14 protein-coding genes are annotated in these 15325 nt (G+C 72.3%); all 14 read left to right on the top strand.

Annotated features, from left to right (window positions below; translation table 11 throughout):
* The first annotated feature begins 78 nt into the window (after positions 1-78).
* The 14 genes from AB0J58_RS32700 to AB0J58_RS32765 all read left to right on the top strand — a co-directional run bounded on the left by AB0J58_RS32700 (position 79) and on the right by AB0J58_RS32765 (position 15188).
* Positions 79-708 carry a M20/M25/M40 family metallo-hydrolase gene (locus AB0J58_RS32700; protein ID WP_364223194.1) on the top strand — a complete coding sequence of 210 codons (630 nt, stop codon included), beginning with the start codon at positions 79-81 and terminating at the stop codon, positions 706-708.
* The gene (locus tag AB0J58_RS32705; RefSeq protein WP_364223197.1) at positions 705-1853 is read left to right on the top strand and encodes an Ldh family oxidoreductase; all 1149 of its coding nucleotides are present in this window, start codon (positions 705-707) and stop codon (positions 1851-1853) included. Before AB0J58_RS32700 ends, AB0J58_RS32705 begins: the two co-directional genes overlap by 4 nt.
* The gene (locus tag AB0J58_RS32710) at positions 1850-2779 is read left to right on the top strand and encodes a Gfo/Idh/MocA family oxidoreductase (RefSeq protein WP_364223200.1); all 930 of its coding nucleotides are present in this window, start codon (positions 1850-1852) and stop codon (positions 2777-2779) included. Before AB0J58_RS32705 ends, AB0J58_RS32710 begins: the two co-directional genes overlap by 4 nt.
* Positions 2776-3240 carry a hypothetical protein gene (locus AB0J58_RS32715; RefSeq protein ID WP_364223203.1) on the top strand — a complete coding sequence of 155 codons (465 nt, stop codon included), beginning with the start codon at positions 2776-2778 and terminating at the stop codon, positions 3238-3240. Before AB0J58_RS32710 ends, AB0J58_RS32715 begins: the two co-directional genes overlap by 4 nt.
* Positions 3241-3486: 246 nt before the next feature.
* Positions 3487-4014 (top strand): EF-hand domain-containing protein, encoded by a 528-nt coding sequence (locus AB0J58_RS32720; RefSeq protein ID WP_364223206.1) that lies wholly within the window; start codon positions 3487-3489, stop codon positions 4012-4014.
* A 108-nt stretch (positions 4015-4122) separates the two neighbouring features.
* Positions 4123-5385, top strand: coding sequence for a DegT/DnrJ/EryC1/StrS family aminotransferase (locus AB0J58_RS32725; RefSeq protein WP_364223208.1), 1263 nt, complete (start codon positions 4123-4125; stop codon positions 5383-5385).
* A complete protein-coding gene (locus AB0J58_RS32730) occupies positions 5382-6533 on the top strand; it encodes a DegT/DnrJ/EryC1/StrS family aminotransferase (protein ID WP_364223211.1) in 1152 nt (383 codons plus the stop codon). The genes AB0J58_RS32725 and AB0J58_RS32730 overlap by 4 nt, the downstream gene beginning before the upstream one ends.
* Positions 6530-7525, top strand: a complete 996-nt coding sequence (locus AB0J58_RS32735) for a UbiA family prenyltransferase (protein ID WP_364223214.1) — start codon at positions 6530-6532, stop codon at positions 7523-7525. Before AB0J58_RS32730 ends, AB0J58_RS32735 begins: the two co-directional genes overlap by 4 nt.
* Entirely contained in the window at positions 7522-8856 is a 1335-nt protein-coding gene (locus tag AB0J58_RS32740) for an FAD-dependent oxidoreductase (RefSeq protein WP_364223217.1), read from the top strand. The genes AB0J58_RS32735 and AB0J58_RS32740 overlap by 4 nt, the downstream gene beginning before the upstream one ends.
* 66 nt (positions 8857-8922) lie before the next feature.
* Entirely contained in the window at positions 8923-10530 is a 1608-nt protein-coding gene (locus AB0J58_RS32745) for a class I adenylate-forming enzyme family protein (protein WP_364223220.1), read from the top strand.
* Positions 10521-12248 carry a CoA transferase gene (locus AB0J58_RS32750; RefSeq protein ID WP_364223223.1) on the top strand — a complete coding sequence of 576 codons (1728 nt, stop codon included), beginning with the start codon at positions 10521-10523 and terminating at the stop codon, positions 12246-12248. Before AB0J58_RS32745 ends, AB0J58_RS32750 begins: the two co-directional genes overlap by 10 nt.
* Positions 12245-13918: a class I adenylate-forming enzyme family protein gene (locus AB0J58_RS32755; RefSeq protein ID WP_364223226.1), complete on the top strand. Its 1674-nt coding sequence runs from the start codon at positions 12245-12247 to the stop codon at positions 13916-13918. The genes AB0J58_RS32750 and AB0J58_RS32755 overlap by 4 nt, the downstream gene beginning before the upstream one ends.
* Before the next feature lie 5 nt (positions 13919-13923).
* Positions 13924-14748, top strand: a complete 825-nt coding sequence (locus AB0J58_RS32760) for a methyltransferase domain-containing protein (protein ID WP_364223229.1) — start codon at positions 13924-13926, stop codon at positions 14746-14748.
* Positions 14745-15188, top strand: a complete 444-nt coding sequence (locus tag AB0J58_RS32765) for a carboxymuconolactone decarboxylase family protein (protein ID WP_364223232.1) — start codon at positions 14745-14747, stop codon at positions 15186-15188. The genes AB0J58_RS32760 and AB0J58_RS32765 overlap by 4 nt, the downstream gene beginning before the upstream one ends.
* Positions 15189-15325 lie beyond the last annotated feature (137 nt).

The raw sequence follows: 15325 nt of genomic DNA on the forward strand, positions 1-15325 counted from the left end.
TCACCTCTCTCCTGTCGGCCCGCAGGCCGAAGCCCACCCCCGAGAAAGGGGGACAGACTCCGGCGTGACCGGCGGGACTTGAACGGGGGCGACCACCCCGCCCACGGGCACAACGCCAGTGTCCTGCTGGGCTTTCTCGCCCAGTACCTGGGCCGGGCGCTCGACCGGCACGCCGCCGAGGGCGTGGTGTGCGTGGCGGGCCTGCACACGGGCACCCTGCACAACAAGGTCTACGGCGGCGGGTCGCTACTGCTCAACCTCGCCTACGCCTCGGCGGCCGCCGGGCAGCGGCTGGAGCGGGACCTGCGGGCCGCCCTGGCCGACGGTCTCGACGCGTTCGTCACGGCCTTCGCCGGCACGGCACTGTTCGCCAGAACCGCCGCCGAGGCGCACGTCGTCACCCGGCTGGAGTGGCTCAAGCGCGGCCTGCCCGTCCTGGACGATCGCGACCACCGAATGCACGCGCTCCTGCGCGACGCGGCCGGGATCGCGCCGTGGCCGCCCGACGAGCCCGCCTTCACCTGCGACGCCATCTGGATGTCGGGGGTAGCCGGGGCCTGCACCGTGGTGCTGGGGCCCGGTGACCTCGCCGTCAACAACGCCCACGCCGATGGTGAGTTCGCGCGGGCCGACGAGCTCGCGGAGTTCGCCGCCGCGGTGGCCCGACTACTGCTGGCCTTCACCGACGACACGAACGGACGACCATGAACCAGACCCTGCCGGCCGCGCGACCGCACCCCGAGCCCGCGTCGTCGGCGCCGGGGACCGTACGGGTGCGCCACGCCGACCTGCTCGGCTTCACCTCGGCGGTGTTCGCCGCCCGAGGTCTGGCACCCGAGCGGGCGCACGAGGCCGCGCGGGCGCTCTGCTACGGCGACCTCACCGGCCTGAACTCGCACGGCCTGGTCAACCTGACCCGGCTCTATCTGCCGTTGTTCGACGAGGGGCGGGTCGACCCCCATGCCGAACCCCGTACGGTCGCCGACCGCGGCGCGGCCGTGCTCATCGACGCCGACCGGGCGCTCGGCCTGTGGGTGGCCGGGGTCGCGATGGACGCGGCGGCCGAACGCGCCGCCGAGTACGGGATCGGTGTGGCGGCCGTGCGCGGGGCCACCCATCTGGGCTGCGCCGGGCACCACGCGCTGCGCGCGGTCACCCGCGGCATGATCGGACTGGTCGCCAGCAACTGTGGTGGCCAGCGCATCGCCAGGCCACCCGGCGGTGCGGTGACGATGCTGGGTACCAACCCGCTCAGCGTCGCCGCCCCGGCGGGCGACCATCCCCCGTTCGTGCTCGACATGAGCACCACCGCGGCCCCCACCGGCCGTATCCGTCAGGCCGCCCGCGCCGGGCGACCCGTCCCCGAAGGACTGCTCCGCGACGACGGGGGCGTCTCCGTCACCGACCCCGCCGCCTTCGACGCCGGGCGGGCACACCTGATGTGGCTGGGGGGCGAGGCCGGGCAGTACAAGGGGTTCGGGCTGGGCATCGCGGTGGAGGTGCTGGCCGCGCTGGTGCCCGGCGCCGGGCTGGGCGCGCATCCCGACGCGCTCGCGGGCGACGGCGGGCCGGGCGGGCGCGACGACGACATCGGCTTCTTCGTGGCGGCCGTCGCGCCGGGTGCGTTGCGCGAGGGGGCCGAGGCCGACGCGAACGTCCTGTTCGGCACGTTGCTGGCCTGCCCGCCCGTCGACCTGGCGGAGCCGGTGCGCTACCCCGGGTGGCACGAACACCGGCGTGCCGAGGAACATCTGAGTACGGGGGTCCCGCTGGACGCGACAGTGTACGCCGAGCTGGCGGAGGTCGCGGCAGATGCCGGCCTTGCCGTACCGGACGTCCTGGCGGAGCGATGACGGTCCCGTTGCGGATCGGGGTCGTCGGCCTCGGTGTGATCTCCCGTTTCTACCTCGCGGCGCTGCGCGGCTCTGCGACGCTGCGGCTGAGCGCGGTGTGCGACCGCGATCCGGCGGTGCTGGCCGCGCGGACCGGCTCGGTGCCCGTCTACACCGACCATCTGCGGCTGCTGGACGAGGTACGTCCGGACGCGGTGGTGGTCACCGTGCCGAACGACGCGCACGCGCGTGTGTGCGCGGACGCGCTGGAGCGCGGAGTGGCCGTGTGTGTGGAGAAGCCGCTCGCGTTGGAGACGGAGCAGGGCGTCTCGCTGGCGCGGCTGGCCGCGCGCGGGGACGTTCCGTTGTTCACCGCCTTCCACCGCAGGTACAACCACGCGGTCGGCCGGTTGCGAGCCGGGCTCGCCGGGGCACGGGTCGAGAAGCTGACGGTGCGCTACCTGGAACGCATCGAGGAGCACGCGGGCGCGGACACCTGGTACCTGGACGCGCGGCGGTGCGGCGGCGGATGTGTCGCCGACAACGGCCCCAACGCGTTCGATCTGGTCGAGTCGCTGCTGGGACCGGCCGAGGTGGTGTCCGCGCGGATCACCCGTGACGCGGCGGGCACCGATCGGCGGGCCGACATCGGGCTGCGCGCCGGGGCGGCGTCGGTGCGGGTGCTGCTCGACTGGTCCTATCCGGGCGAGCGCAAGGACATCGAGGTCCTGCTGGCCGACGGCCGAACGCTCTACGCCGACATGCTGACGGGCCATCCGGGGTTCAAGAACTCTCTGTGGCACGAGTACGTGGGAGTGCTGCGGGCGTTCGAAGAGCGGGTCCGGAACGGCGCGGGGGACGGTGACGGCGGGCTGCCCGCCCTACGTCTCGTCGAGGACGTCTATCGGCTGGCGGCGGCCACCGGAAAGGAGAAGGAGACGGTGTGAACCCGTACGAGGACGGCCCCAAGCGTGAGGTCACCGCGACCCTGGTGAAGCTGCTGGTCCACCGTCGGACGGACCGGGGTATGCGACTCGAACCGTACGCGAGCCGGTGCGTGCGAGCCGGTGAGGTGCACGAGCTGGTCGTCACCGACCACGCCGCGACCGCGGCCGGGGCCAGGATCGACCGTGTCGGTTTTCTCGGCTTCGTCGAGATCGCCACGGCGGGTGTGCTCGACCGTGGTGACGAGGTCTGGATCGGCCGGCGCCGAATCGGCGTGCTGCTCGGGTTCGACGGCTGCCACTTCCCCAATCACTACAACGTGCTCATCCATGCCGATCCGATGGTCACCGGCCGGGACCTGAATCTGGCGCCTGAGATGTCGCTGGTGTTCCGGCAGGGCATGCCCGGAGGCATGGAGGAGTCCGGTGCCGGCGCGTCCGATTTCACGGTGATCAGGCTATGAGAATTGATTGATCCTCGATATTCGCATATCGGCGTACGGCTGGTTATGTCTAGCTGTTCCCTTTTTGGATGCCTCACCAGATAAAGCCGTGGAACTTTCTTGGTTCCGCGTTTACGGATCGTCACTCACGGTTATAAGTCCATTGCGGAGAGTGGTGGATTTCAAAGGATGGAATTCTGCTGCTGACTCTGCTCATCCCTGGCGCTCATCCATTGGGCTGCCCAAAATTCTCGGGAAAGGACTCAAATGGCTGCAGGTACCAAGCAGAGCAGTCGTCTGGAAGAGCGTTTCCGTCTCTGGGACTCGGACGGCGACGGCGTGATCGAGCGCTCGGACTTCGAATCCGAGGCCGATGACATCGTCACCGGTCTGGGCGCTCAGGGCACCCCGAAGGGCGCCGAGCTCCGGCAGGTCTACCTGGCCATGTTCGACCGCCTGTCCAGGGCCGCGGGCACTCCCCAGATGGACAAGGGCCAGTTCATCCAAGCCGCCAACCAGGAGATCATCAGCAAGGGCGACGCCGGATTCGCCAGCGTGGTGGGTCCCACCATCCAGGCCATCGTCAACGTTCTGGACGGCGACGGCGACGGCGAGATCAGCCAGACGGAGATGACCAAGTGGTTCGAGGCCATCGGTCTTGAGCCGGACGTGGCCGCCCAGTCGTTCCGGGAACTGGACACCGACGGCACCGGCCGGCTCTCCGTGACGGAGCTGATCGACGCGGTTCGCGACTACCACCTCGGCAAGAACGACATCCCCCTGCTGGGCCGCTGATCCAGACGCGTCCGCCGTGCGCCCGTCGTGCGGCTGCCCGGAGGCGCCCCGGACAGCCCACGGCGGGTGCGACCGGACGCGCGAAACCGACGCGTAGCCTTCCGCGCCATGCCGCCGTGCTCTCTGGACCTGCTCTCCCCGACCGTGCCGCACAGGAAGAGAGCCATGGAGAAGATCCTCCCTCCTCCCACGACATCCCCGGCGCGAACCGAACCCGCGCCCATCCCCTTCTTCACCCAGGCCACGTCGTTCGGTGAGCTGTGGCCCGAGATCCGTGCTCACTGCGTCGACATCCTGGACCGGGGCAAGTTCTCGCACGGCGCCAAGGTCGCGGAGTTCGAGGGGGCGCTCGCCCGGTGGACCGGCGCGAGACACGTCGTCGGTGTCAACTCCGGCACCGACGCGCTGGTGTTGCTGTTGCGCGCCGCCGGACTGCGCCCCGGAGACGAGGTCATCGTCCCCGCCTACACCTTCATCGCCACGGTCGGCTCGGTGGTGCACGCCGGAGGCGTGCCCGTCTTCGCGGACATCGAGGAGCACGGGTACGGGATCGATCCGCGGTCCGTGGAAGCCGTGGTGACCCCCCGCAGCCGGATGGTCATGCCGGTGCACCTGTTCGACCGCCTCGCGGACATGCGGGGCGTGCACGCGGTGGCGCGAAGACACGGGCTGACCGTCCTGGAGGACAGCGCCGAAGCCATCGGCATGCGTCTGGACGGCACGCACGCCGGGCTGCTCGGCGTCGGCGGAGTGCTGTCGTTCTTCCCGACCAAGACCCTCGGCGCCATCGGTGACGCCGGGGCGCTGCTCACCGATGACGACGCCGTCGCCGAGACCGCGCGGGCGCTACGCCATCATGGTCGCGACGGACGCACCTTGGACCACTTCCCCGGTATCGCCAACCCCACGGTGCTCTCCGGCCTCAACAGCAAGATGGACGATATCCAGGCCGCCGTCCTGCTCGCCAAACTCGCTCGCCTCGACGCCGACATCGTCCGCCGAGACGAGCTCTCGGCGCGCTACGACGACCGGCTGCGCGGTGTCCCGGGGGTGTACGCGGTTCCCGGCGCCGTCCCACCACACCCCGGCGGCAACCGGGTCTGTTACGTCCATCTCATCGAGGTCAGAGATCGAGACGCCCTCGTCGCGCATCTGGCGGCCAAGGGGATCGAGTCCGAAATCTACTATCCGGTTCCGATGCACCTCCAGCCGTGCTTCGCGCATCTGGGACACGCCCCCGGCGACTTCCCACGTGCCGAGGCGGCCTGCGCGAGAGCCCTCGCGCTACCGCTCTATCCCGACCTGGCCGAGTGGCAGGTGGACCGGGTGTGCGACGAGGTCGAGAACTTCTACGCGGGAGGACGACGGTGACCGCCCCGACCACCGCGACCATCCCCTTCTTTCCTGCCGACCTGTTCGAGGAGGAGCGTGACGTACTGCTGGAGACGGTGCGCGCCATCGGCACCGCCGCCCCCCAGAGATTCATCCTGGGCGAGCACACGGCACGATTCGAGCGGGAACTGCGCGATCGGCTGGGTGCCGGCGACGTCGTCGCCTGCTCCAGCGGCACGGCCGCCCTCACCCTGGTGCTGAACGCCATGGGAGTCGGCCCCGGTGACGAGGTGGTGGTGCCCGCCTTCGGCTGCGCGCCACTGGCCGCGACCGTCGTCAACATCGGCGCCCGGCCGGTTTTCGCCGACATCGACCCGGTGCGGCTGACCATGGACCCCGCCGCCGCCGAGGCACTCATCACCCCGCGCACCAAGGCGCTGATGCCGGCGCACATGTTCTCGACGATGGCGGACATGCCCCGCTTCCGTGAGCTGGCCGACCGGTACGACCTACGCCTGCTGGAGGACTCGGCGGTCGCGCAGGGCGGCACGCTGCTGGGACGTCCCGCGGGTCGCTGGGGCGACGCGGGCGTTTACTCGTTCGTGCAGGTCAAAACATTCGGGATGCCGGGTGAGGGCGGTGTGGTGGTCACCGACGACGCCGACCTGGCCACGCGCGTGCGGATGCTGCGCAATCACGGCCAGGACGGCACGCGCCGATTCGTCCACCACCGCATCGGGTACAACAGCCGCTTCGACGAGGTGATGGCCGCCTTCCAGACGCATCGGCTGGCCGGCCTGGACCGACGGCTGGCACGCCGGGCGGATATCGCCGACTACTACTCCACCCGGTTCGCCTCCCTGGCCGCCCTCGGGGTGTCGGCACCTCCCGTCGGCGGTGACGGACGCTGCCACTACGTCTACACGGTGCTGGCCACCCACCGCGAGGCGCTCAGAGCACACCTGGCCGAGCGCGGCGTCGACTCGCACGTCTACTACCCGCGCACCCTTCCCGCCCAGCCCGCGTTCGCGCCGCACGCGCCCCGCGACACACACTGGCCCAACGCCGCCTCGGCCGCCCGGCGCAACCTCGCCCTGCCGCTGTATCCGCATCTCAGCGACATCCAGTTGGAACACATCGCCGACACCGTCTGCGCCTTCGCCCACGAAACCCGGGGAGCACGATGACCGATCAGTTCACCGGCAGGCAAACCAGCGGGCAAACGGAGTCCGGTCCGGCCGCGAACGCACGCGGCACCCTCACGGCCTACGCGCGTCTGGCCAAGCTCGATGTCTACGACTACTACATCGGCCTGCCACTGGTGTGGACGCTGCTCGCTCCCGCCGTCCGGTGGGAGCCGGGCGTCATCGGCCTGCTGGTGCTGATCTGCCTCGCCGAGATCGCCGTGGTGGCCGCCATGGTCGGCTTCGACGACATCACCGGCTACCGCGACGGCAGCGACGCGGCCAACTACGGCGCCGATGCCGCAAGGCGACGCCTGGCCAGGAAACCGCTGGTCGCCGGCACGCTCACCGAGGCGCAGGCACTCCGTTTCGCCTGGGCGGCGACCGCGCTCGGCGTGGTGCTGTGGGCGCTGGCGGTGGCGGTGGCACCACACCGCCCGCCGTGGGCGGTCGTGCTGGCGGCGGTGTGCGTCGTGGCGTCGGTGCAGTACTCCTGGGGGCTGAAGATCAGCTATCGAGGATTTCAGGAGATCTTCCTGATCGGCCTGGGCGTCGGCTGGGTGCTGGTGCCGTACGGCCTGCTCACCGGCGAGGTGACCGATCTGGTTCTCGTGCAGGCCCTGCTGTTCGGATTCGGGCCGATGCTGTTCGGGCTCTACTCCAACACCCACGACATCGACGGAGACCGTCGCGCCGGGCGCGTCACCGTCGCGGCCCTGGTGCCCGCCGGGGTCAACACGGCGTTCATCACCGTGATGACCGCCGCCGCGGTCCTGCTCATCGTCGCCGGCCCCCTCGTCGGCGCCGTGCCCTGGTGGTTGCCGATCGCCTTGGTGCCGGTTCTCGCCATGCGCGCGACCCACCTGGTAATCGGCTCCGTGCGAGGTGACATCCTGCGCGCCCGGCGGATCGCCATTCGCGCCCACCGGGTCACCGTGGTCCTGCTGGTCATCGCGAATCTGGCCGCCCCGCTGCTCGCCGGCGCCGCCACATGACCTCCGCACTGGACGTCGCGGTGGTCGGTGCGGGTCCCGCCGGGCTGGCCGCCGCCTACGTGCTCGCCGAGGCGGGGTGCTCGGTAAGAGTCTTCGAGGCCGCCGACGCGGTCGGCGGGCGGATGCGCACCCTGCGCGCCCACGGCTGTCTGATCGACACCGGAGCCGAGATGCTCCCCTCTGCCGCGGGTTACCCGGCCACCTGGAGGCTCATCGCCGCCCTCGGCCTGGACGCCGACCCCGAGGCCGTGCCCCGGGTGCGCGACGCGCTCGCCGTATGGCGCGGCGGCCGGTCCAGGCCACACGCCGGCCGCCCGCTGGGACTGCTCACCGGGGCGGGGCTGCCGCCACGCGCGCGGGTGGACCTGCTCCGCCTCCAGACGCGCCTGGCCCGGTTCGGCGACCTCGATCCTGACCGTCCGGAGCGCGGTCCGCTGGGCTCCGCCACCGTCGCCGACCTCGTCAGGCGCTACCATCCCGACCTTCGCGACTACCTCATCCAACCATTGGTCGCCGGATTCTTCGGATGGGATCCCGAGCGCGCCGCGGCGGCTCCGTTCGCCGCGCATCTGACGGCTTCGGGCAGCACGAACGGCTGGCACACCTACCGCGACGGCATGGACACTCTCGCCCGTGCGCTGGCCGCGCGGCTCGACGTGGTCACCGGGCATACCGTGACCCGGGTGGTCGCGGACCTCGGTGAGGTCCGGCTGGAGTCACCCGGCGGCACTGTCACCGCCCGCTCGGCGGTACTGGCGGTTCCCGCTCCTGTCGCGGCACGCCTGCACACGGACGCCCCGCCGGTCGAACGCGCCTACCGGGACGCGTGCGGCTACGCGCCCATGCTCCGTCTCACCCTGGTCCTGGACCGGCCGATGGCCCCCACGGGCGTACGGCGCGGCTTCGCCACCCTCGTCCCCGCCGCCGAGGATCCCCTGGTCAACGTGATCACCGTGGATCACCACAAGCATCCCGGGCGGGTGCCCGCAGGGCGCGGCCTGGTGTCGCTCGTCGCCTCACCCCGGGGCACCGCCGAACTGATCGACGCCTCCGACGAGGAGGTGACGGACCGGCTCACCGCCCGTGCCGAACACTTCATGCCGGGGGTGGCCGCGTGCGTCACCTCCGCCCATGTGCATCGGTTCCGGTACGGCCTGCCCGAGGCGACACCGCGTGCCCTCGAACTGCGCGCCGCGTTCGAGGCCCGTCCGGTCTCGGCGGTGGAGTACGCGGGCGACTGGACGGCGCTGCGCCCGTGCAGCGAGGGTGCGGTCGCCTCTGCCGCGCGGGCCGCCGCGCGGGTGCTCGCCCACCTGTCGCCCGCCGGCTGATCGGGGTCGTCCGCCGCGGCCACGCCGCGGCCGCCCGTCCCAACCCCCGAACCGGAAGGCGAGTAGATGACACTCCTCACCAAGCCCATCGAGTTGGGCACCCTGTTCGACGATCTGGCCGACCGGGGCCACACCACGGCCGTGCATCTGAGCCGGCCGCTGGACATCGCGCCCGCGCTGGGCTCCGCGCTGAACATTCCCGGCCTGGCCGGGCTCGTCCGCGATGTCGCCGGGTGGCTCGCAGCCGCCGGGGTGCGGCGCGGAGACCGGGTCGCCATCGCCAAACGCAACCACTGGGACTACGTGCTGCTGAACTGCGCGGCGGCGCGCATCGGCGCGGTGCCCGCGTCGCTCTCCGCGAACCTGGCCCCCGACGTGCTGGAGACGCTGCTGAAGCGGCTGGAGCCGGCCCTCCTGGTCACCGATTCCGCGCTGCTGGCGTCGAGCCGCGAGGCCGGCACCGACCTGACCTGTTTCGCCACCAGGACCCTGCTCGTCGACGGCGCGGCCGAGGGCACCCTGGCCATCGACGATGTGCGCGGCCATACCGTGCCGCCCGCGTACCGCCCGCCCGCCGACGACCCGCTGGCCATCATGCACACCTCCGGCACCACCGGCGTGCCCAAACTCGTCGTCCACTCCACCCGTACGATCATGCGTCGCCTGGCCGGGTTCGAGGCGCACCGCTGGCCGGTGCTCGGCAGCCGTCCCGGCGACACCGTGGCCAGTGCGATCTCCTTCGCGCACGGCCGCGCGCTGGCCCAGGCCGCGAGCGTGCTGTGGCTGGCCCCCGCCAAACTCCTGGCGGTCTGCGCCCCCGACTGGGCCGAGGCAGGCCCGTTTTTGCACCGGCATCGGCCCACCACCCTCGAAGCACTGCCCGCGACCTACGTGCGCTGGCAACGCCACGCCGAGGAGCAGGGCGGTCCGTTCGAGCGCGTCCGCCTCTACATCAGCACCTTCGACGCCATGCACCCGCCCACCGTGCGTGCCTTCCTCCACGCCACGCGGCACCGCCGCCCGGTGTGGTTGCAGGGCTGGGGTCAGAGCGAGACCGGTCCGCTGACCTTCCGGTTCCTCACCCGGCGTGCCATGGCCACCGCGCACGACCGGCACCCCACCACCCGCGACCTCGGCCATCCGATCCCCACCCGCACCCGGCTGCGCGTCATGGATCCCGAGACGCTGCGACCGGTGCCGCGAGGTGCCACCGGCCTGGTGTACTGCCGGACCAAGGCACTGTGCCTCGGATACGTCGGCGAACAGAGCCGCTGGCAGGACAAGCGGGCGGGCGAGTGGTGGAACACCGGCGACGTCGGCGCCCTCACCAGCACCGGCGGCATGCGTTTCGTGGATCGGGAGGTGGACGCCATCCCCGAGGGAAGCTGCGTCGAGTTGGAGGATGTCATCGACGACCGTATCCCCGAGGTGCTGGAGTGCGTCATCCTGAGCGTCCCCGAGCGCCCCTCCCTGCCCGTCGTGGTCACCGAGAACGGCGCACTCGATCTCGGATCGTGGCGGCGCGCCACCGCGGATCTGCCGCGACTGGCCGACCCCGTGGTGCTGACCTGGGATGAGGTACCGCGCACCGGTACCGGCAAGGTCCGCAGGATGGCCCTGCGCGACCGGCTCGGCGAGATGCGGGAGACCCACGGGACGGGCCGGTGGACGTAGTCCGGTCCGGGGTGGCGGCGGACCGGCCGCTGGCGGGGACGGCCGTGCGCGCGCTCGGTGACTCACCCGCGCTGCGGGTCGCCGTACGGCGGCTGCGCGCGCTGGGCTGTGCCGTCGAGACAGGGAGCGAGTCGCCGCCGGACGGGGCCCCCGCGGGGTGGCTGGGCGTCACCCGCCTTCCGTTCACGGTGACGGGCGATGCGCTGCCCGAGTGCCGGATCGGCTGGTCGGGACCCGTGGCCGTGCCCATGGCCGGCGAACACGACGTGCAGGCCGCCTGCGGGATCATGCAGGTCCACGGGCGGGCCACCGGCGGGCCACGACCGCTGCGGGTGGACTACGTCTCGGTGTGCGCCGGGGTGCTCGCGGTCCAGGCGGTCAGCGCGGGTGTGCTGGCCCTGCTGCGCGGCGGGCCGGCCCTGGCGGCGGCCACCTCGGCCGCCCAGGCGGCACTGCTGGCTCTCACCCAGTACGTCGCTGCGGCCACCGCCGAGCCCGGTCCCGGCTCACCCGGCCCGGCGGGGTACGGTGCCCCGCTCTTCCGCTCGGCGGACGGTGTGCGTTTCGAGATCGAGACGCTCGACGCCGAGGACTGGCGGCGTTTCTGGACGGAACTGGGTGCAGGCCCCGCCGCGGTCGCGACGGGCTGGCCGCCGTTCCAGCAGCGCTTCGCCACCGCGACGTGTCCGCTGCCCACCGCGCTCGGGACGGCGGCGGCCGCGCTGGACTACCGGACCGTGCGAGTCGTGGCCGAGCGCAGCGGCGTCAGCGTGCTGCCGGTGCGGGCCGCCGACGCCCCCGGCCTGCTTCCCCCGGTCCCGGCGTCGCCGTGGCGGCTGCGCGGGCAGGTCGTCACCGGCCCGGCGTCCGCCCTTCCGTCACTCGGTCCGCACGACCGCGCCCCGCTGGCCGGATTGCGGGTCGTGGAGGCCACCAGCAGGGTGCAGGGCCCGCTCTCGGGGCACCTGCTCGGCCTGCTCGGCGCCGAGGTCGTCCGGCTCGAACCGCCGGGAGGTGATCCCATGCGGGGAGTTCCGCCCATGGCGGGAGAGTGCTCGGCCAGGTTCCAGGCGCTGAACCGGGGAAAGCGGGTGGTCGAGGCCGATCTGAAGTCCGCACCTGGCCGTCGTGCCGCCCTGCGGCTCGTCGCCGCCGCGGACGTGTTCCTGCACAACTGGCCACCGGGCCGCGCGGCCCGGCTCGGCCTGGACCACGAGGCCCTCGCCGCCGTACGGCCCTGTCTGGTTCACGCGCATGCCGGGGGTTGGGCGGACCTTCTGCCCGAGCCCCAGCCGTTGGCCACCGACTACCTGGTGCAGGCGTACTGCGGAGTGGCGGCCCTGGTCGGCGGCCCCGGCGAGCCGCCCGCGCCGACCCTGCTGACCCTCACCGATGTGCTGGGCGGGCTCATCAACGCGGAGGGGGTCGTCGCCGCGCTGCTGGCCCGCTCCCGCACCGGCGCGGGGGTGCGCGCGGAGACGGCCCTGGTCGACGCGGCCCGTCTGATCCGCGACGCCACCGCCCCGCACGGCAGGGGAGATGCCACGTGCACCGGTGCCGGGGTCGGCGCCGTCACCGTGGTGACCGACCTGGCCGAGATGGCCGCCGACCCCGCGTTCTCGACCGCACTCGACACCGGCGGCGAGGCCGTCTACAGCCGCGCACCGTGGACGTTCGTCCCGGCCACCGCGCCCCTTCGGTTGGAGAACACCCGATGAGACCCGTCAATGCGCCGCCCTGGACCTCCGCCAACGGCATCGTCCTGGCCGATCGCGTTCCCGGACGGCTGCGCGCGGAGTGGACCGCGCGTGGACTGTGCCCCGGCCGGGATCTGTACACCCTGTTCGGGGAGCATGTCCGGATGGCGCCCGGCCGCCCCGCGGTCATCGACGAGGCGGGCACCCTCGACTACGCCGCGCTGGATATCCGGGTCCGCCGCGCCGCCGCCGCCCTGTCCGGGGCGGGCTGGGGCTCGGCTGACATCATCGGCGTCCTGCTGCCCAACGGACGTGACGCGGTGGTGGCCGAGCTCGCGGTCGCGGCGATCGGCGCGGTGGCACTGCCCATCCCCGACGCCCGGGGGCTTCGCGACGTCGTCGCCCTGCTTGCCAGGTCCCGGGCCGGAGCCCTCATCACCGTCCCGGCCACGGTCGAGGCGACCCGCGACCGGCGGTGCGAGATGCCGCACCTTCGCGAACTGTGGACGTTCGGCCGGCCCGTGACAGGGGCACGCGGACTGGACCGCCCCGGAGGGAACGAGGTCCGGCGCTGGCGTCCCACCCGTCTCGACCCGGAGGCGCCCGCACGCATCCTGGTCTCCTCGGGCTCGGAGGCCGAGCCCAAGATGGTCGCCTACTCGCACAACGCGATGGCGGGCGGGCGGGGCAACTATCTGGCGGCGCTGCGGTTCGGCCCGGAGCCGATGCGCAATCTGCTGCTGGTCTCCCTGGCGTCCTCGTTCGGGTCCTGCGGGACCTCGGTGACCCTGGCCAGGCACGGCGGCACCCTGGTGCTGCTGTCCCGCTACGACCCCGCCGCCGCGCTGCGCGCGATCGAGCGGCACCGCCCCACCCACGTGCTCGGTGTACCCACGATGCTGCGCCGCATGGCCGATCTCGACGGTCACGTCGACGCGGACCTGTCGTCCCTGCGGGCCGTGATCGCCAGCGGGGCGCCGTTGCATCAGGAGGCGTGGGACGCCTGTGTACGGCGGTTCGACCGGCCCGTCGTCAACGTGTACGGGTCCACCGACGGTGTCAACTGCCACACGGGAGGCGACCCCGGCCGGTGGCGTCCCGGGCTGGCCGGTCGCCCCGCCCCCGACGTGACCGAGGTGACCGTCCGGGACCGCGAAGGGCGACCGGTGCCCGCCGGGGAGATCGGGGAGATCTGGGCGCTGGGACCGATGAGCCCGCTGTGCCACGTGGCGGCACCCGAACTGGACGACCGCTATCGGGCCGCGGGCGGGTGGGTGCGCACCGGCGACCTGGGCCGGTTGGAAGCCGACGGCACGCTGTGGGTCGTCGGCCGGATCCGGCGAGTGGTGGTCAGGGGTGGGCTCAACATCTCTCCGCTCGAAGTGGAGCGCGAACTCGGCACCCACCCCGACGTAGCGGACGTGTGCTGCGTTCCGGTCCCCGACCCGGACCTGGGCGAGCGCCTGTGCGCGTGTGTGGCCCCGAAGAACGGCGTCCCGCCGCCGTCCCCGGCCGTACTGACCGCCTACCTGCGCGACGAGCGCGGCCTGGAGCCGCGCAAACTGCCCGAACGGTTCGTGGTGCTGCCCGAGCTGCCGCTCGGCCCGACCGGCAAGGTCTGCGCCGCCACCCTCGCCCGCATCGCGGCCGAGTCAGCCGTTCCCGGCTCTCTCATACCGACCGAGGAGTAGGACCCATGCACCCAACTGTCACCGCCGCCGGGACGAGCGCGTCGCGCTACGTCTTCGACAATCACGGTGAGCACGCTCTCGACCAGCACCGCTGCCTGGCCCGCGCCTACGACCCGATGACCACGGACCGTCTCGCCCAGGCCGGGGTCGCTCCGGGGTGGCGGTGTCTGGAGGTGGGGGCGGGCGGCGGGAGCGTGGCGGTGTGGCTGGCTCGGCGGGTGAGTCCCACCGGGAGCGTGGTGGCCACCGACATCAAGCCCGAGCGCATTCCCGCCGTCCCCGGCCTTGAGATCCTGCGCCACGACATCGTGCGCGACCCGCTGCCCGAAGCCGAGTTCGACCTCGTACACGCCAGGCTGGTGCTGCTGCACCTGCCGGAACGCCTCGCCGTGCTGGACCGACTGGTACGCGCGCTCAAACCCGGCGGCGTGCTCCAACTCGACGAGTTCGACATCACCTACGGCCCCGCGCTGCTGATGCCCGATCCCGCCGCGCGGCGGCTCTACGAGACGTTCATGGAGGCCAAGATTCGCCTGATGACCCGCGCGGGCGCCGATGTGGCGTGGGGGCGCCACGCCGCCGCCGCGATGTACCGTGCCGGCCTGGTCGACATCGACCCGCTGCCCCGGCTGGAGCTGTGGCACTCGGATTCCCCGGGGGTGCACCTTGTCGCCCACCACACCCGGCACCTGCGTGATCAGTTCATCCAGGAGGGGATGACCGACCGGCAACTCGCCGACGTGCGCGTCCTGCTGGCCGACCCCGGCTTCCGGGCCGGTTCGTGCGTGATCTACTCGGTGCAGGGCCGCCGCCCGGTGCAGGCCCGGTGAAGCCGCGCGTCAACGTGCACGCCACGGCACCGTATGTCCACTCCGTCATGACGGTCTTCGACGCGGCCGCGTGCGAGGGCCTGGAGCCGGCCCTCGCCGAACTCGTGCGGGTGCGCGCGTCACAGCTCAACGGCTGCGCGTTCTGCCTTGGCCTGCACACCCGGGCCGCCCTGGACGCGGGAGAGGACCCGCGCCGTCTGGACGCCCTGTCGGCCTGGCGCCAGAGCCCACTGTTCACCGAAGCCGAACGCGCGGCCCTGGCACTGACCGAGTCCGTGACCCTGATCGCGGAAAAGGGTGTTCCCGACGAGGTCCTCGACGCGGCCGCCGAGCATTTCGACGACACCGAGCTGGTCCATCTGCTGTGGACGATCGCCGCGATCAACGCCTGGAACCGGATAGGCGTCGCCACCGCCGCGGGCGGAGTGACGCCTCGCTGATCCTGCTCTCACCGGCGGCGGGTGATGTCCCCGGTCGTCACCGCGCCCGGGCTGAGGCACCGGTACGTCTTCACCAGGGTGGACTTTCGGCCGATGCGGGACGTGGACGATCAGCTGGTCGGCCGATCCGGGAGAGA

The sequence above is a fragment of the Streptosporangium sp. NPDC049644 genome, assembly GCF_040675205.1.
Classification (GTDB): Bacteria; Actinomycetota; Actinomycetes; order Streptosporangiales; family Streptosporangiaceae; genus Streptosporangium; species Streptosporangium fukuiense.